This is a genomic window from Streptomonospora arabica, assembly GCF_039531585.1.
Classification (GTDB): domain Bacteria; phylum Actinomycetota; class Actinomycetes; order Streptosporangiales; family Streptosporangiaceae; genus Streptomonospora; species Streptomonospora halophila.
The window spans coordinates 212,885-233,487 of record NZ_BAAAQI010000007.1; the positions used below are offsets into that span (position 1 = coordinate 212,885).

General features: G+C 74.7%; 19 protein-coding genes and 1 tRNA gene. 6 read left to right on the top strand and 14 right to left on the bottom strand.

The window, feature by feature from the left end:
- Positions 1-78: 78 nt before the first annotated feature.
- Both ABD284_RS14355 and ABD284_RS14360 read right to left on the bottom strand, forming a co-directional pair.
- Positions 79-1,035, bottom strand: coding sequence for a type IV toxin-antitoxin system AbiEi family antitoxin domain-containing protein (locus tag ABD284_RS14355; protein ID WP_344143468.1), 957 nt, complete (start codon positions 1,033-1,035; stop codon positions 79-81).
- A gap of 424 nt (positions 1,036-1,459) precedes the next feature.
- Complete coding sequence (locus ABD284_RS14360) at positions 1,460-2,056, bottom strand: YdeI/OmpD-associated family protein (RefSeq protein WP_344143470.1); 597 nt, start codon at positions 2,054-2,056, stop codon at positions 1,460-1,462.
- Between the two features lie 367 nt (positions 2,057-2,423).
- Between ABD284_RS14360 and ABD284_RS14365 the strand changes: the two genes are divergently transcribed.
- The 3 genes from ABD284_RS14365 (at position 2,424) to ABD284_RS14375 (ending at position 7,433) form a co-directional block, all read left to right on the top strand.
- On the top strand, positions 2,424-4,190 hold the full coding sequence (locus ABD284_RS14365) for a hypothetical protein (RefSeq protein ID WP_344143471.1): 1,767 nt from the start codon (positions 2,424-2,426) through the stop codon (positions 4,188-4,190).
- A 621-nt stretch (positions 4,191-4,811) separates the two neighbouring features.
- Positions 4,812-5,702, top strand: coding sequence for an EI24 domain-containing protein (locus ABD284_RS14370; protein ID WP_344143472.1), 891 nt, complete (start codon positions 4,812-4,814; stop codon positions 5,700-5,702).
- Between the two features lie 417 nt (positions 5,703-6,119).
- Positions 6,120-7,433 (top strand): lytic polysaccharide monooxygenase, encoded by a 1,314-nt coding sequence (locus ABD284_RS14375; RefSeq protein WP_344143473.1) that lies wholly within the window; start codon positions 6,120-6,122, stop codon positions 7,431-7,433.
- Between the two features lie 205 nt (positions 7,434-7,638).
- Here the strand turns inward: ABD284_RS14375 and ABD284_RS14380 are convergent, their stop codons facing one another.
- From ABD284_RS14380 to ABD284_RS14395, 4 genes are all read right to left on the bottom strand, one after another.
- The gene (locus tag ABD284_RS14380) at positions 7,639-8,751 is read right to left on the bottom strand and encodes a D-alanine--D-alanine ligase family protein (protein ID WP_344143474.1); all 1,113 of its coding nucleotides are present in this window, start codon (positions 8,749-8,751) and stop codon (positions 7,639-7,641) included.
- Positions 8,752-8,877: 126 nt separating this feature from the next.
- Positions 8,878-10,086: a trans-sulfuration enzyme family protein gene (locus ABD284_RS14385; protein ID WP_344143475.1), complete on the bottom strand. Its 1,209-nt coding sequence runs from the start codon at positions 10,084-10,086 to the stop codon at positions 8,878-8,880.
- A 111-nt stretch (positions 10,087-10,197) separates the two neighbouring features.
- Positions 10,198-11,208, bottom strand: a complete 1,011-nt coding sequence (locus tag ABD284_RS14390) for an NAD(P)H-dependent glycerol-3-phosphate dehydrogenase (protein ID WP_344143476.1) — start codon at positions 11,206-11,208, stop codon at positions 10,198-10,200.
- 31 nt (positions 11,209-11,239) lie between these two features.
- Positions 11,240-12,139 carry a lysophospholipid acyltransferase family protein gene (locus ABD284_RS14395; RefSeq protein ID WP_344143477.1) on the bottom strand — a complete coding sequence of 300 codons (900 nt, stop codon included), beginning with the start codon at positions 12,137-12,139 and terminating at the stop codon, positions 11,240-11,242.
- Between the two features lie 294 nt (positions 12,140-12,433).
- Between ABD284_RS14395 and cofC the strand changes: the two genes are divergently transcribed.
- Positions 12,434-13,081 (top strand): 2-phospho-L-lactate guanylyltransferase, encoded by a 648-nt coding sequence (gene cofC, locus ABD284_RS14400; protein ID WP_344143478.1) that lies wholly within the window; start codon positions 12,434-12,436, stop codon positions 13,079-13,081.
- Positions 13,082-13,206: 125 nt separating this feature from the next.
- Here the strand turns inward: cofC and ABD284_RS14405 are convergent, their stop codons facing one another.
- The 4 genes from ABD284_RS14405 to leuC form a co-directional block, all read right to left on the bottom strand.
- A complete protein-coding gene (locus ABD284_RS14405) occupies positions 13,207-13,485 on the bottom strand; it encodes an HU family DNA-binding protein (protein ID WP_311544908.1) in 279 nt (92 codons plus the stop codon).
- 78 nt (positions 13,486-13,563) lie between these two features.
- Positions 13,564-13,803 carry an SCO5555 family protein gene (locus tag ABD284_RS25870; protein WP_465269421.1) on the bottom strand — a complete coding sequence of 80 codons (240 nt, stop codon included), beginning with the start codon at positions 13,801-13,803 and terminating at the stop codon, positions 13,564-13,566.
- On the bottom strand, positions 13,782-14,372 hold the full coding sequence (gene leuD, locus ABD284_RS14410) for a 3-isopropylmalate dehydratase small subunit (RefSeq protein ID WP_344143479.1): 591 nt from the start codon (positions 14,370-14,372) through the stop codon (positions 13,782-13,784). The genes ABD284_RS25870 and leuD overlap by 22 nt, the downstream gene beginning before the upstream one ends.
- 39 nt (positions 14,373-14,411) lie before the next feature.
- On the bottom strand, positions 14,412-15,809 hold the full coding sequence (leuC, locus tag ABD284_RS14415) for a 3-isopropylmalate dehydratase large subunit (protein ID WP_344143480.1): 1,398 nt from the start codon (positions 15,807-15,809) through the stop codon (positions 14,412-14,414).
- 216 nt (positions 15,810-16,025) lie between these two features.
- Between leuC and ABD284_RS14420 the strand changes: the two genes are divergently transcribed.
- Positions 16,026-16,715, top strand: a complete 690-nt coding sequence (locus ABD284_RS14420) for an IclR family transcriptional regulator (RefSeq protein ID WP_386699334.1) — start codon at positions 16,026-16,028, stop codon at positions 16,713-16,715.
- A 67-nt stretch (positions 16,716-16,782) separates the two neighbouring features.
- On the opposite strand, the gene ABD284_RS14425 is transcribed toward ABD284_RS14420, so the two are convergent.
- The 3 genes from ABD284_RS14425 to ABD284_RS14435 all read right to left on the bottom strand — a co-directional run bounded on the left by ABD284_RS14425 (position 16,783) and on the right by ABD284_RS14435 (position 19,684).
- Positions 16,783-17,964: a PQQ-dependent sugar dehydrogenase gene (locus ABD284_RS14425; RefSeq protein ID WP_344143484.1), complete on the bottom strand. Its 1,182-nt coding sequence runs from the start codon at positions 17,962-17,964 to the stop codon at positions 16,783-16,785.
- Between the two features lie 91 nt (positions 17,965-18,055).
- Positions 18,056-18,613, bottom strand: coding sequence for a DUF4188 domain-containing protein (locus ABD284_RS14430; protein ID WP_344143485.1), 558 nt, complete (start codon positions 18,611-18,613; stop codon positions 18,056-18,058).
- A 3-nt stretch (positions 18,614-18,616) separates the two neighbouring features.
- Positions 18,617-19,684, bottom strand: coding sequence for a redoxin domain-containing protein (locus tag ABD284_RS14435; RefSeq protein ID WP_344143486.1), 1,068 nt, complete (start codon positions 19,682-19,684; stop codon positions 18,617-18,619).
- A 94-nt stretch (positions 19,685-19,778) separates the two neighbouring features.
- Between ABD284_RS14435 and ABD284_RS14440 the strand changes: the two genes are divergently transcribed.
- Positions 19,779-20,405, top strand: coding sequence for a MerR family transcriptional regulator (locus ABD284_RS14440; protein WP_344143487.1), 627 nt, complete (start codon positions 19,779-19,781; stop codon positions 20,403-20,405).
- Between the two features lie 97 nt (positions 20,406-20,502).
- Here ABD284_RS14440 and ABD284_RS14445 read toward each other — a convergent pair.
- A tRNA-Glu gene (locus ABD284_RS14445) sits at positions 20,503-20,578 on the bottom strand.
- Between the last annotated feature and the right edge of the window lie 25 nt (positions 20,579-20,603).

A 20,603-nucleotide genomic window follows, 5' to 3' on the forward strand; every position in this document is an offset into this window, starting at 1 on the left:
GCGCACCGCTACCGGCGCGCCGCCGGCACGCGCGACTCGGGGCCGGGCGCGGGCGGTGCCCCGGACGGATGCACGACGTCATCCGCGTCCTCTGTCGGAGGTGCGGCAGGCGTCACGGACGGCCGCTGCGATCTCGTCCGGGCGCTGGAGGTCGCGCCAGGTGAACCTGAGCATGACCAGGCGCTCCGGTGTGCTGACCATGCTGTTCTGCCGCCGGCGGTCGACGTAGAGGGCCTCGGGCAGGGCGTGGGGTCCCCGGCCGTCCGCCTCGGCGATCACGCCCCGGCTCGGCCACGCGAGGTCGGCGCGCCCCGCGAGCGTGCCGTCGGCCCGATAAACGGGGTACTGCAGGGTCTCGGGCGGCACTCCGGCGTCGTGGCACACGAGCCGGATCCGCGACTCCAGGCTGCTCTGCGCGCGCCCGTCGGCGAGCGACCACCACGCCCCGGTGCGGACCGCCCCGGGCCGGCCGGCGTTGGCGGTGCGCAGGCCGGGCAGCTGATCGGCGGCGACCGCGCCGCGCTGCACCGCGGAGTCGAGAATGCTGACGGCGGTGAGGCGGTCGGAGACGAGGACCGCGTCGCGCAGCGTGCGCCCGGGCGTGGTCAGCCGGATGCCGCCGCGCACCGCGACCTCTCCGACGGGCGGGCGCCAGGCGTACCGGCGCAGCGTACCCGCGGCCGAGGACGACCCGCCGCCGGGGACGGCGACGTGCACACGCTCGGGCGCGCCGCCGGGCGGCAGGCCGTGCAGGCCCCACAGCCGTACGGCGGTGGGGCCGACCGCGACCGCACTCGGGCCGAGCGCCAACTGCACGGCCATCACCCGGGCGGCGAGCGGCGGATCGCCTCCGCCGGAGGGGTGGACGAGATAGACGCCTGTATGCACCCGCTGCCACCTGCCCCGGCGCACCAGGCCGTCGATCCGGGCGCGCGAAAGCCCGCACGCCAGCGCCTGGGCCCGGGTCACCACCCCGTGCTGACCTGCGGCGAGCCCGCGGAGGCCGGGCAGGCGCGAGCGTTCGGATTCCGACATGACACCAGCACACCGGAGCGCGACCGGGCGCACAACACCGGCTTCGCCGCCTGTGGACAAGCGGGCCGGGAGGCGGTGCCGCCGTGGTGACGGGTGGTACCCCGCCGGCGGCCGTCGTTCTCGGCGCTGCGCCTGTCGCACCGCTTCGCGCCGGTGCGGTTGCGGGTGCGGATGTCGGTGGTTGCGGCCCGGCAGGCCGCGGCGTTGCTGTGGCCCTGCTGCACGCGCTGTGCGTCCGCCGCTCGTCAGCGGAACCCTGCCTTGCGCCGGGCGCCGCCCATCGTGATCTCGGCAGTGCGTCACGCGCCGTTGCACCGCGATGGCGGCGACGGCGGCCGACCGGTAGGGGCGGGAACGCGGTCGGCGGAGCCGCTCCGCGTACCCGCGGCCGTGCGCCGCGCCCTCGTGAGGACGGCCCGGAGCCCTATCGGGGCTTCCTGCGCTGAGGCGGACGCGGAGGGTCGCCGGCCGCCAGCCGCGCCACGTAGTCGGCCACTCGGCGCGCCCGGGTCTCGGGGCGCTTCGCCTCCTGCAGCGAGTACAGGATGGTGAACCTGCTGCTCCTGTTCAGGGCGGCGAAGGCCTCCGCTGCCGCCGGAACGGCGTCCAACGCCTCGCGCAGGTCGTCCGGTACCGACGCCGTGCTCGGCGGGTCGTAGGCGGCGTCCCACCGCCCGTCGGCCTTGGCGCGCTCGACCTCCTCCAGTCCGGCGGGCCGCATCCGGCCGGCGCGGATCAGCTCCTCGGCCTTCGCGCAGTTGATCTTCGACCACGGGCTGCGGGGCCTGCGCGGGGAGTACCGCTGCGCCCACCACCCCTCCGGGGTACCGGCCGAGCTCGCCTGGCCGTCGATCCAGCCGTAGCACAGCGCGAGGTCCAGAACCTCGGAACGGGTGAGGGCGCGTGCGTCCGTCCCCTTCTTCGGGAAGGCCACCCAGATGTGGCCGACGGTGCGATGGTGCTCTTCGAACCATTCCGCGAGCTGCTGCGCGGTGGCGAACACGAGCGGTTGATCGGCCATGGTGCCGGTGTTCCTTCCGGGAAATCCGAACGGTCTCGGATACCGCCGATTCTGCCGGACGGCGACGACATTCCGGCAGTCCCCACCTCCGGCGTTCCCGGTGGCCGGGGCGGCGAAAGGCTCCGGATTCCGGTGCGGCGAGCCGCGGTTCCGCAACCGCCGTAGGGAACCGGCTTTCGGCGATCCACGGGATATCGGCGACTTTCCCACCGCGCAGCGTCCTCGCTGCCACACTGTTGGTGAGGTGGCGGCGGACAGCGGGCGGGCCGCCGGAACCCGGGCGGAGCCGACTCCGCCGGCGCCGGCCGTCCGGCGCCCCGGTGCGGCCCGGCCCCCGGACGGCCCGGGCGAGAAACGTGGAGTGGCGATGCGCCTGGTTTTCAGCAACGCCGACGAGGAGACCCTCGACCGCTACCGCGACCTGCTGCCGCGCGCGGCGGCCTCCTGGGCGGCCGGGCAGCCCGTGCCCCCGGTCTCGCGGCGCGCTCTGGGCGCGGTGACCGGCTACAAGCTCGGCGAGCCCGGCTGCGGCGGCGACGGCCTGGTCGCGCGGTGGACGGCGGCCGACGTCTTCACCCTCCTGCGGCACTGGGTGCCCACCCGGGAGGCGCTGCCGGCCACCGACGTGCGGGCGGTCCCCGGCGCACTGCGCACCTGGTGGGCGTTCCTGGACCGGCACGGCTGGCTCGACCCGCGCTCGGCACGCCTGGCCAACCTCGAACAGGCCGTCGAGGACGCCGCGCCCCGCCTCTCCGGCGCGGACGGCACGGACGGGCGGGAACACGACGCCGCCCGACCGCACGCAGGAGCCTCCCCGGGCGCGGCGCCCCCGGCCGAGGACGCCGCGCCCGGGCTGGGCTTCGCCGCCTTCGCGGCGGCGGCGCGCGGCGAGGGGGACGGCGCGCTGCCGCCCCGCCCGCGGGGCGGGTGGGGCCGGCTGGGCTACTCGCTGCCACCCGCGGCTCTTCCGACGGCGGAGGAACTGGTCGCGGCGGTCGCAGCCGCTCCGGTGTGCGCCGACCCGCGCACGGCGAACGGGTCCCCGGCCGCCGGGGAGCTGCTGGAACGCTGGTGGTCCGGCTTCGCCGCGGTCCGCGGCGCCGCAGCGGAGCGGCTGCGCCGCGTCGGCGCGGCGGACGGCGCCGACCAGGACGCGGCGGACGCGCTGATCGGCGCCGTGCTGACCGCGCTGAGCCTGGGCAGGGAACGGGGAGCGCCGACGCCGCTGGCCCCGCGCATGGCAGCCGACCTGGCCGCCGACGCGCGGTTGAGCGGCGCTCCCGCGGCCGTGCGGCGGCCGACCGGCCCGTCCCACGGCCCGCCGGATGCGGCCGGCCCCGCCGAGGCCGCCGAACCGCTCCTGGTGGAGCTGGAGCACCTCGGCGCCGTCGCACACGAGGCCTCCGATACCGGCGGCGTCCGGCGAACCACCGCCGGCCGACACACGAGCACCGTGCTGACTCCGCTGGGCCGGTGGCTGTGGTTCGCCCTACTCGTGTGCAACGGGGTGCGCCCGCTCACCCGCGCCGAGCTGATGGCCGAGGACGCCGAGGTGCTGATCGACCGGGCCGCCTCCGGCGACCCCTTCGCCGAGCGGGAACTGCAGGAGTGGATCGCCGCGCGCGGCCCGGCGAGGGCGCTGCCCGAGCTGGTGGAGGTCTACCGGCGCAGCGACGACTGCGTGCACCGCTCCCTGGCCAACCGCCTGACGTCGGCATACGCGCTGCAGGCGCGCAGCTGCTACGAGCGCCTGCGCGGCGACCCCGACTTCGGCGGCCGGGCGCGCTGCTGGCTGTTCGACGCCGGGTTCGCCAAGCTCGACTCCCTGCAGCCGCACGACCACCTCGGTCCGCTGCTCGACGGACTCGCGGCGAGCCTGCGCACCGGAACCTACGGGCACGACGACGGCTCAGGCGGCATCGGCGCGTTCCCCGGTGTCAGCGACCCCGAACTGCCGACCGTCTTCGACTCCGCGGCCGGGTTCGGCCACCCCGAGGCGCGCTTCGTACTGCGCTGGTTCGCCCGCCACCACCCCGACCCCCGCATACGCGCGGCGGCGCGAGCGACCCTCGCCCGCACCGGCCCGGCCCCCGCCGGGAGACCGGCGGGCCCGCAGGGCCCGCGGCACCGCTGACCCCGCCGCCGCGACGGCCCGCACCCGCCCCCGCCGCACGGCCCCTCCCCCTCGACCCGCGGCCGCGGCTCCGGCCGGGCCTCCCACACCTCCGGGTGGCCTCCGGCGAAGGACCGCGCCCGCCCGCCCCGGGCAGCGGTCGGCAGCCCGAACCCGACCGCCCACAGCACGCACCGCACCCCGCCGGGCTCAGCGCGGTGAGTACGGCGCCGATCAGCACATCCGCCGCGTCCTGGCCGACGCCGTCCGCCGCGCCGACACGCCGACATGCCGCGCAGCCACGCCACTGCGGCGCCGCGGACCGCGGCGGAGGGGCTCTCCCCCACCGAGGTGCGGACGGTCCCGCTGCGCACCTGGTGGGCGTTTCTGGACCGGCACGGCTGCGCCCGCCCCGCCGGGAACCCGCGACACGCACACGCCCCTGGGAGCGCACAGGAGGCCCCAGAACCGACACGCGTGCGGTCGGCAGGCACCGCACTCCGCCCCCGGACGGACCGGGACCACGGCAGCGGCGCCGGCGAGCTGGCGGGGCGAGTGGACGTGCCGCCGAACCGGGGGCGGGTGGGCGCGGGGGCGGCTGAAGGTGCGGGGACGGGGGAGGACGCACTATCGTCGTCCGGCGTGAGCACTCCCCTCCGCGACTTCCTCTCCGGTGTCGGCGTCCTGTTCAAGGGCGCGGCCCTGGTCATCCGCAACCCCCGCCTGTTCATGCTGGGCATGATCCCGCCGTTGGCCACGTCGCTGCTGTTCGTGGCCGCCCTGGCGGCGCTGCTGCTCAACATCGACGACCTGACCGCGTGGCTGACCCCCTTCGCCGACGGCTGGTCGTCGGGGATGCAGACGACGCTGCGCGTCGCCGCCGGGGTGATGCTGGTGGCCGGCGCCGTGCTGATCATGGTCGTGGCCTTCACCGGTCTGACGCTCGCGCTGGGGTTCCCGCTCTACGACAAGATCGCCGAGATGGTCGACGACGACCTGGGCGACGCCCCTGCCGACTCCGACGAGCCGGTGGTGCGGTCGGTCATCCGGGCGGTCCGGCAGTCGCTGGGCCTGATCTCCGTCTCGGCACTGGTCGCGATCCCGCTGTTCGCGAGCGGGTTCATCCCGGTGGTCGGCCAGACGGTGGTCCCCGTCGTGGCCGCCTTCTTCGGCGGGTGGATGCTCACCATCGAGCTGCTCGGCGCGGCCTTCGACCGGCGCGGGATGCGCCGCATCAAGGACCGCCGCGGGGCGATGAAGCAGCGGCGGATGCTCGTGTTCGGCTTCGGCATCCCCAGCTACCTGCTGCTGGCCATCCCGTTCCTGGCCGTCGTGGTGTTCCCCGCCGCTACGGCTGGCGGCACGATCCTCGCGCGCCGCCTGCTGCCCTCAGCGCCCCCGCAGGCGCCGGCCGCGCCCGGTCAGCTCCCGCCCGACGCCGCACCGCCCGCCTTCCGGGGGCCGCCGCCTCCCGGCGCCGGCCCGGTGGCCGGCCCCCACCAGGGCCCGCCGCCTCCGCCGCCCGCGCGCTAGAACCCGCCCGCCGACCGCGCCCGAACGCCTCCGGTACCCGCCTGCGTACCGGCGCGTCCGGCGGCGGTCGGCGGGCCCGCGGCCGCCGCCGGACGCCTCGGGAGCGCTCGCGCGCCCTCCTCGCCGCAAACCGGACGTCCGCCACCTGCGACGCCGCCGAATCCGATGTGGCTTCGGAGTTACGTCTCTATTACCCGTGGTTGCGGAATCCTGTGATGCGGGACACGCTAGGAACGCCTCTGGGGTAGTTCGGCACAACCTGGGAGCGCTCCCAAAACTGGGAGCGCTCCCTGCTGCCGTGCTCCGCTGAGGTGCTCCCCATCCCGAACCCGTCCCCCGCTCCCATCCTCGGATCCCCCATCCATCTCCCGCTGACATCGCCCAGGTCACGGGAGTGCGACTCAGAGGAGTGCAACGGTGAACCTTGCACGCAGAATCACCCTCATCGGCGGCGCAGCGGTACTCGCCTCCGGATTCGCCGTGGCCCTGCCCGCCGAGCCGGCGGCCGCGCACGGCGGCTTCACCTTCCCCGCCACCCGCACCTACGCCTGCTACCAGGACGGCCTCGAAGGGGGCAACGGCGGCTCCCTGAACCCGCAGAACCCGATGTGCCAAGAGGCCCTCGAATACAGCTCCTACCCCTTCTGGAACTGGTTCGGGAACCTGATCAGCGACGCCGGCGACCGGCACCGCGAGATCATCCCCAACGGCAAGCTCTGCGGCCCCACCGAGGAGTTCGACGCCTTCAACCGCCCCGGCGACTGGCCCGCCACCCAGGTTCAGTCCGGGGACACGGTCACCTTCGAGCACAACGCGTGGGCGCGCCACCCCGGCACCTTCACGCAGTACATCACCAAGGACGGCTGGGACCCGAGCCAGCCACTGGGCTGGGACGACCTGGAGCCCGCCCCGTTCGACGAGGTCACCGACCCGCCGCTGCGCGAAGGCGGCGTCGAGGGCGCCGAGTACTACTGGCAGGCCACGCTGCCCGAGAAGAGCGGCCGCCACGTCATCTACTCGATCTGGGAGCGCTCGGACAGCCCCGAGGCCTTCTACAACTGCTCCGACGTGGTCTTCGACGGCAGCGGCGGTGGCGGCGGCGAGGACGACACGCAGGCGCCCACCGCGCCCGGCGCGCCGAGCGCCGGAGCCGTCACGGACGGCTCCGCCGAGCTGAGCTGGGGCGCCGCATCCGACGACGTGGGCGTGACCGGATACGAGGTCCACGACGCCGCGACCGGCGAGGTGGTGGCCACCACCTCCGGAGGCACGTCGGCGACCGTGAGCGGGCTGCAGGCCGAGACCTCCTACAGCTTCTACGTGGTCGCCCTGGACGCCGCGGGCAACGCGTCCTCGCCCTCGCCCGAGGTGTCGGTGACCACCGGCAGCGGCGGCAGCGGCGGCGGCCCGGCCGAGTGCACCGTGGACTACAGCATCGCCAACGAGTGGTCCGGCGGTTACACGGCCAACGTCTCGATGACCAACGAGGGCGACTCGGCGCTGCAGGACTGGTCGGTCGCCTGGGACTTCGCCGACGGATCGACCGTCACCAACGGCTGGTCGGCGCAGTTCGCACAGGAGGGCACACGCGTGACCGCCTCCAACACCGACTGGAACGGCGACGTCGCGGCCGGGGCGTCGGTGTCCTTCGGATTCAATGCCGAGAACGGCGGATCGGCCGCGGAGCCGACCGCGTTCGAGGTGAACGGCGAGACCTGCACGGCATCGTGAGGGACCGCCGGCGAACGGACCAACCCCGATAATCCCGCGGCCGGGGGCGGCAGGGCCCGGCCGCGGGGTTTGCGAGGGCGGGAGGCGGAATGCGTCGGGGCACCGCCTCCCGCCCTCCACATGCGCTGGGGCCGCGTCCCGGCCGGGCGGGCGGGACGCGGCCCCGGAAGGGTCGCCAAGAGGCGTGCTCGGCGGGCGGCGCGCGCTAGCGCAGGCCGGGCGCGCGGCGCAGGGCCGTCTGGATCATCCGGTCGACGAGGGACGTGTAGTCCAGCCCCGACTCGGCCCACATCTGCGGGAACGCCGAGGACGGAGTGAACCCGGGCATCGTGTTGATCTCGTTGACGTAGACGCGCCCGTCGTCGCCGTAGAAGAAGTCCACCCGGGCGAGCCCTTCACAGCCCAGCGCCTCGAAGGTGCGGGCGGCCTCGCGGCGGATCTCGGCGACGACCTCGGCGGGCAGCTCGGCCGGGATGGTCAGGCCGCTCGTGGACAGGTACTTCGCCTCGAAGTCGTAGAAGTCGAACCCGTCGGCCACGTGGATCTCGGCGGGCTGGGAGACGTCCGGCGCACCGCCGTCGAGCGACTCCAGCACACCGCACTCGACCTCGCGGCCCGGCACGGCCGCCTCGACGATGACCTTGGGGTCGTGCCGGCGCGCCGCCTCGACGGCCGCGGTGACGGCGTCGGTGTCCGAGGCGTCGGGCACCTTGCTGATGCCGACGCTGCTGCCGCCGCGCGCGGGTTTGACGAACACCGTCCCGCCCAGCTCGGCGATGTCGTCCAGGACGCGCTTGCGCTCGCCCCGCCACATCCGGTCGGGCACCGCGACGTAGTCGCCGGTGGGGATGCCGTGCCCGGTGAACAGGGCCTTCATGAAGACCTTGTCCATCGACGCGGCGCTGGCGAACACGCCTGCGCCCGCGTATCGGGCGTCCATCATCTCGAACAGGCCCTGGATGGTGCCGTCCTCGCCGAGCGGGCCGTGCAGCAGCGGCAGTACCGCGTCGAAGCCGCCCAGCCTGCGCGAGGAGTCGCCTTCGAGGACGATCAGGTCGGTGGCGCCGCTGAAGGGCACCGCCAGCTCGGGCCCGGACGTGAGGACCTCGGGCAGTCGGCCGTCGACGATCGCCAGCTGACCCGGGTCGGCCGAGTACAGCACCCAGGAGCCGTCGCGGGCGATGCCGATGGGCACGACCTCGTAGCGGTCGGTGTCGATCGCCGAGATCACCCCGCCCGCGGTGACGCAGGAGATCTCGTGCTCGGGACTGCGTCCGCCGAAGATCACGGCGACCCGGATTTTACGCTGCTCGGCCATGCTGCCCGACTCTATCCTCCGCTCGCCGGGCTCCGGAACCGATCCGCACCCGTTGCGCCCATTCGTTCTTCCGTCGTGTCCCCGCGGCCCGCGCCGCCGAAGCGCCGCCGGCCGCGGGCGCGCCGGTCACCGTCCGCCGCACGCCGCGTCCAGCGCGGCACGGGCGTCGGCCGCGAGGTCGTCCGCGTCCTCCAGGCCGATGGAGAACCGTACCGCCGCGGGCCCGATCCCGGCCTCGCGCAGCGCCGTGTCGCTCATCTGGCGGTGGGTGGTCGAGCCGACGTGGCCCGCCAGGGTGTGCGTGCCGCCCAGCGACGCGCCGATGGTGGCCGTGCGCAGGGCGTCGGCGAAGGCCATGCCCGCTTCCCGGCCGCCGCGCGGGGTCACGGTGACGACGGCGCCCCGGCGGCCGGCGTCGAACAGCCGCTCGGCGAGCCCGTGGCCGGGGTGGCCGGGCAGTCCCGGGTAGTCGACCCGCTCGACCGCGGGGTGCCCGGCCACCGCGGCGGCGAAGGCGGCCGCGCTCTCGCACTGGCGGGCGACGCGCAGCGGCAGCGTCTCCAGGCCTCGGTGCAGGAGGAACGCCTCGTCGGGGGCCAGGCAGGGACCGAGGTCGATGCGGGCCGCGCGCACCCGGGCCATGGGATCCGCGCCGCCGACCGCCACGCCCCCGGTGGCGTCGCTGTGCCCGCCGATGTACTTGGTCGCCGAGTGGAGGACGACGCCGGCGCCGTGCTCCAGCGGGCGGCACACGGCCGGCGTGGCGAAGGTGGAGTCGACGACCAGGACGGCGCCGGCCTCGTCGGCGATCCCGGCCAGGGCCGGCAGGTCGGAGACGGTCATGGTCGGGTTGGACAGGGTCTCGGTGAAGACCACCGCGGTCTCGGGCCGCACCGCGGCGCGCACGGCGGCCGTGTCCGTGATGTCGACGAAGTCGGTGTGCACGCCGAACCTGCGCAGCAGGCCGTCGAGCAGCGAATAGGTGTTGCCGTAGATGGACCGGGAGGCGACGACGTGCGCGCCGGCGCCGGTGAGCGCGAGCAGCGTGCTGCTCACCGCGCCCATCCCCGAGGCGAAGGCCTCACCGCGCACCTCGCGGTCGCAGCCGGCTCCCTCCATCGCGGCCACCGCCGCGGCGAAGGCGCTCGCGGTGGGGGTGTCGATGCGCGCGTAGGAGTAGCCGGGCGCCTCGCCGGCCAGGACGTCGGCGTACTCCCGGGAGGAGCCGAACGCGTAGGTGGTGCTGCGGTGGACCGGGGCCCGCAGCGGGCGCTGGGGCGGCGCGGGCGCTGCGGGCAGGCCCAGGGCGCGGGTGTTCTCCCCCTGCTGGTGCATGGTGCGGCGGATCTCCGTTGCTCGGTGGTAGTGGCGGGTCGGGGCGGGCCGGGCGTGCACGCGTCCGGCCCGCCCCGGCGCGGCGGCGCGCACGCGCGGCGCTGCGCCGGGTCAGAACCCGTAGCGCTCCGGCTTGGCCGTACGCGACATGAACGCCGCGAGGGCCTCGGCGGGCGAGAGGTCGTGGTGCATCATCGCCACGACCGCCTCGGTGATGGGCATCTCCACGCCCGTGCGGCGGGCCAGCTCCAGCACCGACTCCGAGGACTTCACGCCCTCGGCGGTCTGCGAGGTCGCGGCGACGACCTCCTCCAGCGTCATGCCGGAGCCGAGCTTCTCACCGAAGGTCCGGTTGCGCGAAAGCGGCGACCCGCAGGTGGCGACGAGGTCGCCGAGCCCGGCCAGGCCGGCCAGCGTGTGCTCGTCGGCGCCCAGCGAGACCGCCAAGCGCACCGTCTCGGCCAGGCCGCGGGTGATCAGCGAGGCCTTGGCGTTGTCGCCGAAGCCCATCCCCACGGCGACGCCGACGGCCAGGGCGATGACGTTCTTGACGGCTCCGCCCAGCTCAACGCCGACCACGTCGGTGACGGTGTAGGGCCGGAAGTACGCCGACTTGCAGATGTGCTGCAGCCGCACGGCAGTGGGCTCGTGGCGGCAGGCCATCACGGCGGTGGCGGGCTGGCGCTCGGCGATCTCGCGGGCCAGGTTGGGGCCCGAGACGACCGCGACCCGGTCCTCGGGCACGCCCGACACCTCGGTGGCGACCTCGCTCATCCGGCGGCAGGTGCCGAGCTCGATGCCCTTCATCAGGCTCACGAGGACGGCCTGCCCGCCGATGTGCTCGCGCCATGCGGAGAGGTTGCCGCGCAGCGTCTGCGAGGGCACGGCGAGGACGACGAAGTCCGCTTCGTGCAGCGCCTTGGCTGCGTCGGCGGTGGCGGTCAGGGCGGGGTTCAGCGCCATACCCGGGAAGTAGGCGGGGTTCTCGTGGCGCTGGTTGATCGCGTCGACGACCTCGGACCGCCGCCCGTGCACGACCACCTCGGCGGCGCCCGCGTCGGCGACCATGTTGGCGAACGCGGTCCCCCAGGAACCGCTGCCCATCACCGCGACCTTGGTCATGTGCTCCTCCCCCGTGCTCGCGCGCCGCCGCTCACCCGCGGGGCTTCCGCTCGCCGTCGGAGTCCTGCTCGCCGGCGCCGTTGGCGGCGGCCGGCGCCCGGCCTCCGTCGGCGCTCGCGGCCGGCTGCACGCCGGCGCCGCCCGCCGCGCCCGCCTCGGGGACCTCGGGAGCGGCCTCGGCGGCCTCCGGCGTCCCGGAGTCGCCGGAGGAGGCCTGGCGGACCCTCTTCATGGCGTAGGGCTCGGCCGGCGGCACCTCGCCGCGCAGATCCGCCTGCAGCTCGGTGATGCGCCGCATGATCTCGGCGGTGGCGTCGCGGAGCACGGTGGCCGTCATCGGCTTGCCGCGGTAGGCCGAGAGGTCCACCGGCGGCCCGGCGACGATCTGCACGCGCTTGCGCGGGAAGGGGCGCAGCTTGGCGGTGCCGTAGCGCAGCAGGTGCTGTTCGCCCCAGTGCGCCAGCGGGACGACGGGCGCGCCGGTGCTCAGCGCGAGCCGGGCGACACCGGTGCGCGCGGCCATCGGCCACAGGTCGGGGTCGCGGGTGCAGGTGCCCTCGGGGTAGAAGATCACCGAGGAGCCGTCGCGGGTGAGGGCGGCCTCGGCCTCCTTGAGCGCCTTGATGGCGTCGGTGCTGCCGCGCTTCACGGGGATCTGGCCGGTGCTGCGGGCCACCGCGCCGACCAGGGGGATGCGGAAGACGCCCTCCTTGGCGGTGAAGGTGGGCCAGCGCCGCCCGGCGACGTAGAGGTAGTGCGAGATGGTCAGTGGGTCGGCCATCGACAGGTGGTTGGCGGCGATGATCACGCCGCCCTCGCGCGGGACGTTCTCCTGCCCCCGCCACTCCGCCTTGGTGACGGCTCCCAGGACCGGGCGGACGATGGCGGCCACGACCGCCTTGACCCACCGCGATTCGCGTTGCTGTGCCACGGACTCCTCCGATTCGACCTGCCTCGCCGCTTGCGCGCCGGCCTTTCCGCGTCGCGGCCCGGCGGTGGCCGGCGGCCGCCTGCGGCCGGTCCAGTCTAGGCCGCCGGGAAGATCCCCCATGTCGCGCCCGTTGCAACCGGCGAGCGGACGGGGCGCGGTACGCCCCGCTCCACTCCGGCGGGGCGGTGCGCGCGGCGTGCCGTGCCGCCTGCGGTCGGCCGGGGGCGGCGCCCTAGCCTGCCGGCGCGGCCGCCCGGGGGCGCGGTGCGCCGATCAGCGAGTCGAGGAGGGGCGATGCCGCCGCAGGATCAGGACCGGCCCTGGTCGCTGGTGGTCCCGGTGAAAGGGCTGGAGCGCGCCAAGTCCCGGCTGTCGGGGGCGGCGGGCCTGCCGCGCGCCGACCTGGCGCTGGCGGTGGCCTGCGACACGGTGATGGCGGCCGTCGCCGCCGAGCGGGTGGGCGCGGTGTTCGCGGTCACGCAGGACGAGCGGGCCGCCGCGGCGCTGGAGGCGCTGGGAGCCGCCGTCGTGGGCGGCGAGCCGGGGACCGGCCTCAACCCCGCGCTGGAGCACGGAGCCGCCGCAGCCGGGCGCACACACCCGTTGTGGGGGCGCTGTGCGCTGTCGGCGGACCTCCCGGCGCTGCGTCCGGGCGAACTGGACGATGTGCTCGCGCAGGCGCGGGGCCACGAGCGCTCTTTCCTGGCCGATGCGCCGGGAGTCGGCACCACGCTGTACGCCGTGCGGGCGGGGGCCCGCTTCGCCCCGGCGTTCGAGGGCGGCTCGCGGCGCCGGCACCTGGCCGGCGGGGCCGCGGAGCTCGACGGCTCGCGGGCGCCGAGCGTGCGGCGCGACGTGGACACCGCGGCCGACCTCCGTGAGGCCGCCCGGCTGGGTGTGGGGCCGCATACGGCCAAGCTGCTGGCGCGCTTCGCGTGGTGAGGTGCGGCGCCGGCCGTGTCGGCGGTCCATGCCCCGGGGCGTGCCGCACGCGGGCGCGCATGAAGAACGCCCGGGCCCTCTCGGGGGACCCGGGCGCGCACTTCAGCCCTCGGCTTCGCCGGGGGTCACTTCTCGCCGTTCACCAGGGCCTTGAAGTCGGAGCCCGGGCGGAACTTCGGCACGTAGCTCGCCGGGACGTTGATAGTCGCCCCGGTAGCAGGGTTGCGGGCCTCACGAGCGGCCCGTTCGCCCCTCTCGAAGACGCCGAAGCCGGTCACGGCGACCTTTTCGCCGGAAGCGACGGCCGACTGGATGGTCTCCAGCACCGCGTTGACGGCTTCGGTGGCGGTCTTCTTGTCGCCCATACGGTCAGAGATCGCGTCGATCAGGTCACGCTTGTTCATTGGTTCCTCCGGTTCCCCCTTGCTCGCACGAAATTAGGGGACAGCATGCCCTGGACACAAACACAAACGCCCGTGAATTCAGCGTGTCGGAGGGTCTTCGACCTGCGGAGGGAGCGGGAGGAGCGTCAGATCGACCCGCTCGAAGGCACGAACGGGATCCCTTTTGACCGCTTCCGTGATGCCCAAAAGCCTACGTACGGCGGGAATCCGGGCATCCGGCGGCAGTGCGTTGGCGCGGCGGTGCGCCTCCCGCGGCCGCCGCGCCAAATCAAGGTAAAATTCCGGGGATTCGCCGTCTACTGGGTGACCGGAAGCCATGCGTGGCGCTGGTTCTCGAACGCGTCGACGTCATCGGTGTGACGCAGAGTGAGTGCGATGTCGTCCAGACCCTCCATCAGCCGCCAGCGCGTGTAGTCGTCGAGCTCGAACGGCTGGACGATGTCGGCCGCGCGCACCTCGCGCGCCTCCAGGTCGACCGTCACCTGCGTGGCGGGGTCGGCCTCCACGGCCGCCCACAGCCGCTCGATGACGTCGTAGGGCAGCACGACCGCCAGCAGCCCGCCCTTGAGCGCGTTGCCGCGGAAGATGTCGCCGAAGCGCGGCGCCAGCACCGCCTTGAACCCGTAGTCCTGCAGCGCCCACACCGCGTGCTCACGCGAGGAGCCGGTGCCGAAGTCGGTGCCGGAGACGAGGACGCTGCCGCCGGCGTACTCGGGCTTGTTCAGCACGAACTCGGGGGCGTTGGCGCGCCAGGCCGCGAACAGGCCGTCCTCGAAGCCGGTGCGGGCGACCCGCTTGAGGTAGACGGCGGGGATGATCTGGTCGGTGTCCACGTTGCTGTAGCGCAGCGGCACGGCGCTGCCGGTGTGAACGGTGAACTTCTCCATGTCGGTGTCAGCTCTTTCGTGCCTGTCGTGGGCGGTCGGCTACAGGTCGGCGGGCGAGGAGAGGGTGCCCCGCACCGCGGTCGCGGCGGCGACCAGCGGCGAGACGAGGTGGGTCCGGCCGCCCTTGCCCTGCCGCCCCTCGAAGTTGCGGTTGGACGTGGAGGCGCTGCGCTCGCCCGGCTTGAGCTGGTCGGGGTTCATGCCCAGGCACATCGAGCAGCCGGCCTCGCGCCACTCGGCACCCGCGGCGGTGAAGACCTCGCCCAGCCCCTCGGCGTTGGCCTGCTCCTTGACCCGCATGGAACCCGGTACGACCAGCATCCGCACGCCGTCGGCCACCGTGCGGCCCTTGATGATCTCCGCGGCGGCGCGCAGGTCCTCGATGCGCCCGTTGGTGCAGGAGCCCAGGAAGACGGTGTCGACCCGGACGTCGCGCAGCGGGGTGCCCGCGGTGAGGTCCATGTAGTCCAGGGCCTTCTCGGCGGCGGCGCGCTCGGCGGGGTCCTCGTAGCCCTCGGGGTCGGGCACCGCGCTGTCCAGCGGCGCGCCCTGGCCGGGATTGGTGCCCCAGGTGACGAACGGGCTGAGCTGCGCGGCGTCGAGGACGACCTCGCGGTCGAAGGCCGCGCCGTCGTCGGTGCGCAGGCTCTTCCAGTGCTCGACGGCGGCGTCCCAGTCGGCGCCCTGCGGCGCGTGCGGGCGGCCCCGGACGTAGTCGAAGGTGGTCTCGTCGGGGGCGATCATCCCCGCGCGGGCGCCCGCCTCGATGGACATGTTGCAGATGGTCATCCGGGCCTCCATGGACAGCTCCCGGACGGCCTGGCCGCGGTACTCGATGACGTAGCCCTGGCCGCCGCCGGTGCCGATCTCGGCGATGACGGCGAGGATGATGTCCTTGGCGGTCACCCCGGGCGGCAGCGAGCCCTCGACGGTGACGGCCATGGTCTTGAACGGAGCCATCGGCAGGGTCTGGGTGGCCAGCACGTGCTCGACCTGGCTGGTGCCGATGCCGAAGGCCAGCGCACCGAAGGCGCCGTGGGTGCTGGTGTGGCTGTCGCCGCAGACCACGGTCATACCCGGCTGGGTCAGGCCCAGCTGCGGGCCCACGACGTGCACGATCCCCTGGTCGAGGTCGCCCATCGGGAACAGGCGGACCCCGAAGTCGGAGGCGTTCTTGCGCAGCGTCTCGATCTGGGTGCGCGAGACCTTGTCGGCGATGGGACCGAGGATGTTCTCGGTCGGCACGTTGTGGTCCTCGGTCGCGATGGTCAGGTCCGGGCGGCGCACGGGACGGCCGGCCAGCCGAAGCCCTTCGAACGCCTGCGGGCTGGTGACCTCGTGCACGAGGTGCAGGTCGATGTAGAGCAGGTCGGGTTCTCCGTCGGCACGCCTGACGACGTGCTCCTCCCAGACCTTCTCGGCCATCGTGCGAGCCATGTGCGACGCCTCCTCGCGTCTCGTCACTTTCCGGACTTTCCAGGAGAGGATTCTCTCGCCGCCGCGGCGGCCGCAACGGAGCCGGCGGCCGCCTGCATCGCGCCGAGCGGCGGAACGCAGCACGTCGAACGATTTGCATTCCAAATGGCGAGACGTCAATATCAAGCCATGGACAACTCTAGCTCATCCAGCGGTGTCGGTGTGCTCGACAAGACGATGTCGGTGCTCGACGCGCTGGAGTCGGGGCCCGCGTCCCTGGCCCAGCTCGTGCGGGTCACCGGTCTCGCCCGCCCCACCGCCCACCGGCTGGCCGTCGCGCTGGAGCGCCACCGCATGGTCACCCGCGACAGCCAGGGCAGGTTCGTGCTGGGGCCGCGGCTGGGCGAGTTGTCCATCTCCACCGGCGAGGACCGGCTGCTGGCCGTCGCCTCGCCCGTGCTGGTGCAGCTGCGCGACCTCACCGGCGAGAGCGCCCAGCTCTACCGGCGCCAGGGCGACGTCCGCGTGTGCGTGGCCGCCGCCGAGCGCACCAGCGGGCTGCGCGACACCGTGCCGGTGGGCAGCGAGCTGCCCATGAGCGCGGGATCGGCGGCCCAGGTGCTGCTGGCCTGGGAGGACGGCGAGCGCATCCGCCGGGTCCTCGCCGATGCCAAGTTCAGCGGCAACAGCCTGGCCCAGGTGCGCCGCCGCCGCTGGGCCCAGAGCGTGGGAGAGCGCGAGCAGGGCGTGGCCTCGGTGTCGGCGCCCATCTCCGGACCCGGCGGCCGCGTCATCGCCGCCGTGTCGGTCTCGGGGCCGCTGGAGCGCCTCTCGCGCGCGCCCGGGCGCCTGCACGCCCAGGCGGTCACCTCGGCCGCGGAGAAGATCAACGAGGCCCTGCACAGCCAGGACGCGCCGGGGCACTGAGGCGGGAAGGGCGCACGGGCGGCGCCGGGGCCGCTCGGTGCGCCGGAGGCCCCGCTGAGCGGGGCCCTCAGTCCTCCAGCGGTATGCGCAGGATGCGGTCGTCCTCCTCGACGGGGTCGCCGCGGGAGTCGCGGTTGCTGGTGGCGACCAGCAGGTCGCCGCCGCCGGGGACCGCGGTGATCGTGCGCAGCCTGCCGTAGTCGCCGGCGAACAGGGACTCCGGCTCGCCGACCGGGTCGTCGTCCTGCCCGGTCAGCGGCACCCGCCACACCCGTTCGCCGCGCAGCGCGGCGACCCACAGCGAGTTGCCGGCGATCGCCGCACCGCTGGGCGAGGCTTCGTCGGTGGTCCAGGTGACGACCGGGTCGATGTAGTCGCCGGAGGCGTCCTCGCCGCCGGTGCCCTCGACCTCGGGCCAGCCGTAGTTGCCGCCCGCCTCGATGACGTTGACCTCGTCGAAGCGGTCCTGGCCGAACTCCGTCGCGAAGAGGGTGCCGTCGGAGTCCCAGGCCAGGCCCTGGACGTTGCGGTGGCCGTAGCTGAAGACGAGGTTGCCGAAGGGGTTGCCCTCCGCGGGCTCGCCCTCGGGCGTCATGCGCAGGATCTTGCCGCCGAGGCTGCCGGTGTCCTGCGAGCGCGAGCCGTCGCCCGCGTCGCCGGTGGCGGCGTAAAGCAGGCCGTCGGGGCCGAACGCGATCCTGCCGCCGTTGTGGAAGGCGGCGCTGGGGATGCCCTCGACCAGCACCTCGGAGTCGCCGAGGGAAGGCGGCCCGTCGCCGGAGCGGTCCAGCTCGAAGCGCGCTATGCGGTTGCCGGAGGCGGTGGTGAAGTAGGCGAAGAGCGCGTCGGGGCGCGGCTCGTCCGGCCGGACGGCGATGCCCAGCAGCCCGCCCTCGCCCTGGGCCCGCGCCGGCTCGACGGTGCCGACCTCGCGGATGCGCCCTTCAGGGGTCATCAGCAGGACGCGGCCGGAGTCGCGCTCGGAGACCAGCGCCCCGCCGCCGGGCAGCGCCGCGACTCCCCAAGGGACCTCCAGACCGGTGGCCGCGACCTCGGGATCGCCCGGCGGCACCAGGCGCGCGGCCGTTGCGGAGTCCGCGGCCCCGGGTGACGGCGACCGCCCGGAGCCGCCGCCCTCCGCACCGCCGTCGGTGCAGGCGACGGCGGCGAGCACGGCGGCGGCGACGCCGGCCCCGACGCGGCGGCGCCGCAGACGCGCCCGGCTCGGGTACTGGCGCGGGTGCTCCATGGTCGGTTCGTGCCCGCTGCGCGCCGGGGCCGAACGTGGCGCAGGGGCGCGGGCCCGCGAGAGGCCCGGGCTGTCCTCGCCGCCCGGCGGTTCACTCGCCCGCACGCTCGTTCGCCCGGACGCGGGCGCGTGCGCGCCGCAGGGCGAGGCGGTCGAGCGCCCGACGCGTCTCGCGGTCGACGGGCCGGGTGCCCAGCGCCCGGCCCAGCCCCATGGGGGGCACGTTGGCGTAGATCGCCTCGTAGCCGCGCGCGGGCTCCGTACCCTCGCGTTCGGCCTCCGCACCGCCGCCGCTCTGCGGCAGCCCGACCTCGTAGGTCTCGTGCCACAGGCCCGCGGCGTCGCCGCCCTGGCGGTAATAGCGGCGCCAGGCGGCGCTGTGGGTCGCGTCGTGGGCGTAGCGCAGCAGCGCCTCGGTGGACTCCCAGTACTGGATGACGGTGACCCCGCGCATGCTCGGCAGCGTGCGCGAGTGCAGCAGCCCGCGGTCGGGGGCGGCCGCGAGCTCGGCGTCCATCCGGCGGAACGCGCGAGCGACCCAGACCCAGCGGTGCGGCTGGAGCAGCGCGTTGACGCGGGCTCCCAGCAGGAAGACGGTCAGGCCGTCGCGGGGCTCGGTGGTGGTCCGGCCGGTCTGCACCTCGGGCATCCGTCACACCTCCGCTTCGGCGGCCGGTTCGGGCCGGATGGGGCGGTAGACCGGGATTCCCGCGGCGCCGAGCTCCTCGCGCAGCGCGAAGTACGCGTCGCCGAAGGGGTCCTCTCCGCGCAGGCCCATCAGGCCGCGGCGGACCGTGACGTCGTGCGGCGCGAGGTCGGCGGCACGGCTGTAGTGGCGGTCGGCGGCTCCGGTCTCGCCGCGCCTGTGCAGTTCGACGGCGATGCGCGCGTGGGCGCGGGCGCGCTGTCCCTCGGCGGTGGGCGTGCGGAACCCGGGGGCCCGGTCTCCACCGCCGAGGCCCGCGTCGCCCTCGTGCACCCACCGGCGCAGCGCGCGCAGGGACGCCTCGGAGCTGAGGCCGTTCATCGACTGGAAAAGGTCGGTGGCGACCTGGGTGTCCTGCGGCCGGGCGATGTCACCGCGCTCGTCGATCCACACCGCGGTGGGGACGTTGACGACGTCGTACAGGGCGGCCACCTGACCCTCAGTGTCGATCAGGGCGGGGTGGGAGGGTGCGGCCTCCGCGATCCAGGGAAGGGCGTCCTCGGCGCTGCGGTCCATCGCGACGCTGACGACGGTCAGGCCGTGCGGAGACAGCTCGCGGTGCCGCTCCTCCCAGGCGGGCAGGTCGTAGCGGCAGCCGCACCAGGACGCCCACATCACCAGCGCCACCTTGCGGCCGCGCAGGCCGCTGAGGCGGTGGAGCGTCCCGTCGGCGCCGCGCAGCGCGAAGTCGGGCGCCGCACCGCCGCGCGGGCCGGTGTCGGGCGCCGGGACCGCGGCCAGCAGCCCGTGGTCGTGGTCGGCGACCGCGAGGCTCCCGTGGAGCTCGGCGAACGCGCCGACGTCGATCCGGCCGGCGTGCTCGATGCCGGAGACGGCCGACGCGGGGATGCAGGAGTCGCCGCGGCACCAGCCGTAGGAGCGGCGCTCCCAGCCGAGCACGGGCGCCTCCAGCGGCGCGAGCAGGCGCCGCTCGCCGGCTCCGTCGGGGCCCGCCGGCTCCGGCTCGGCGTCCAGCACGCCCGCGCCCTGCTCGGTAAGGACCGTGTAGCGCATACCGCCTCCCGTTTCACGATCGATTGGATAGTGCAACTCTCTAATATTGGAGAGTAGTACTATCCAATGGAGTAGGCAAGAGGGAGCGAAGCGGATGCGGATCTCGGAGCTGAGCAGGCGCAGCGGCGTACCCGTGGCGACGATCAAGTACTACCTGCGCGAGAACCTGCTGCCCCGGGGCGAGGCGGTCTCGGCGACCCAGTCGGACTACACCGAGGACCACCTCAAGCGCCTGCGGCTGGTGCGTGCGCTGGTGGAGGTGGCCGAGGTCCCGCTCGGCCGCATCCGCGCCGTGCTGGCCGCGGTCGACGACCCCGGACTGGAGCTGCACACGCTCCTCGGAATCGCCCAGTACGCCGTGACGCCGCAGTTCGAGGCTCCGGCCGACGACCCCCTGTGGCAGCGCGCCGAACGCCGCACCGACGAGCTGCTGGTGGAGCTGGGCTGGAAGGTCGACGCGGCCTCGCCGGCGCGCGGCGGCCTCGTCCGGGCGGTGGCGACGCTGGACCGGCTGGGCACTCCCCCGGCGCCGGAGATGCTGCGCGGCTACGCCGAAGCCGCGCACCGGGCGGCCGAATGGGACATCTCCTGCATCGACCCCGGGGCCGCGCGCGCGGACACCGTGCAGGAGGTGGTGGTGACGTCGGCGCTGATGGGCCAGGCGCTGACGGCACTGCGCCTGCTCGCCCAGGAGGACGAGTCGGCCCGCAGGTTCGGCTAGGCGCCGCCGCGCGGGCGGCGCGACCGCTCGCCCGTGCCGCGCACCAGGGCCCAAAGACGCCAGCGGCCTCCGCCCGCGGGCGGAGGCCGCTGCTCGCTGGTACCCCTGAGCGGATTCGAACCGCCGTTACCGCCTTGAGAGGGCGGCGTCCTAGGCCACTAGACGACAGGGGCGCCGGTGCGGGACCGAAGCCCCGCG

Bases quoted from the DNA above. Each gene is read 5' to 3' on its own strand.
- ABD284_RS14355 (WP_344143468.1), bottom strand. From the start codon at position 1,035: ATGTCGGAATCCGAACGCTCGCGCCTGCCCGGCCTCCGCGGGCTCGCC.
- ABD284_RS14360 (WP_344143470.1), bottom strand. From the start codon at position 2,056: ATGGCCGATCAACCGCTCGTGTTCGCCACCGCGCAGCAGCTCGCGGAA.
- ABD284_RS14365 (WP_344143471.1), top strand. From the start codon at position 2,424: ATGCGCCTGGTTTTCAGCAACGCCGACGAGGAGACCCTCGACCGCTAC.
- ABD284_RS14380 (WP_344143474.1), bottom strand. From the start codon at position 8,751: ATGGCCGAGCAGCGTAAAATCCGGGTCGCCGTGATCTTCGGCGGACGC.
- ABD284_RS14385 (WP_344143475.1), bottom strand. From the start codon at position 10,086: ATGCACCAGCAGGGGGAGAACACCCGCGCCCTGGGCCTGCCCGCAGCG.
- ABD284_RS14390 (WP_344143476.1), bottom strand. From the start codon at position 11,208: ATGACCAAGGTCGCGGTGATGGGCAGCGGTTCCTGGGGGACCGCGTTC.
- cofC (WP_344143478.1), top strand. From the start codon at position 12,434: ATGCCGCCGCAGGATCAGGACCGGCCCTGGTCGCTGGTGGTCCCGGTG.
- ABD284_RS14405 (WP_311544908.1), bottom strand. From the start codon at position 13,485: ATGAACAAGCGTGACCTGATCGACGCGATCTCTGACCGTATGGGCGAC.
- ABD284_RS25870 (WP_465269421.1), bottom strand. From the start codon at position 13,803: ATGGCTTCCGGTCACCCAGTAGACGGCGAATCCCCGGAATTTTACCTT.
- leuD (WP_344143479.1), bottom strand. From the start codon at position 14,372: ATGGAGAAGTTCACCGTTCACACCGGCAGCGCCGTGCCGCTGCGCTAC.
- leuC (WP_344143480.1), bottom strand. From the start codon at position 15,809: ATGGCTCGCACGATGGCCGAGAAGGTCTGGGAGGAGCACGTCGTCAGG.
- ABD284_RS14420 (WP_386699334.1), top strand. From the start codon at position 16,026: ATGTCGGTGCTCGACGCGCTGGAGTCGGGGCCCGCGTCCCTGGCCCAG.
- ABD284_RS14425 (WP_344143484.1), bottom strand. From the start codon at position 17,964: ATGGAGCACCCGCGCCAGTACCCGAGCCGGGCGCGTCTGCGGCGCCGC.
- ABD284_RS14430 (WP_344143485.1), bottom strand. From the start codon at position 18,613: ATGCCCGAGGTGCAGACCGGCCGGACCACCACCGAGCCCCGCGACGGC.
- ABD284_RS14435 (WP_344143486.1), bottom strand. From the start codon at position 19,684: ATGCGCTACACGGTCCTTACCGAGCAGGGCGCGGGCGTGCTGGACGCC.
- ABD284_RS14440 (WP_344143487.1), top strand. From the start codon at position 19,779: ATGCGGATCTCGGAGCTGAGCAGGCGCAGCGGCGTACCCGTGGCGACG.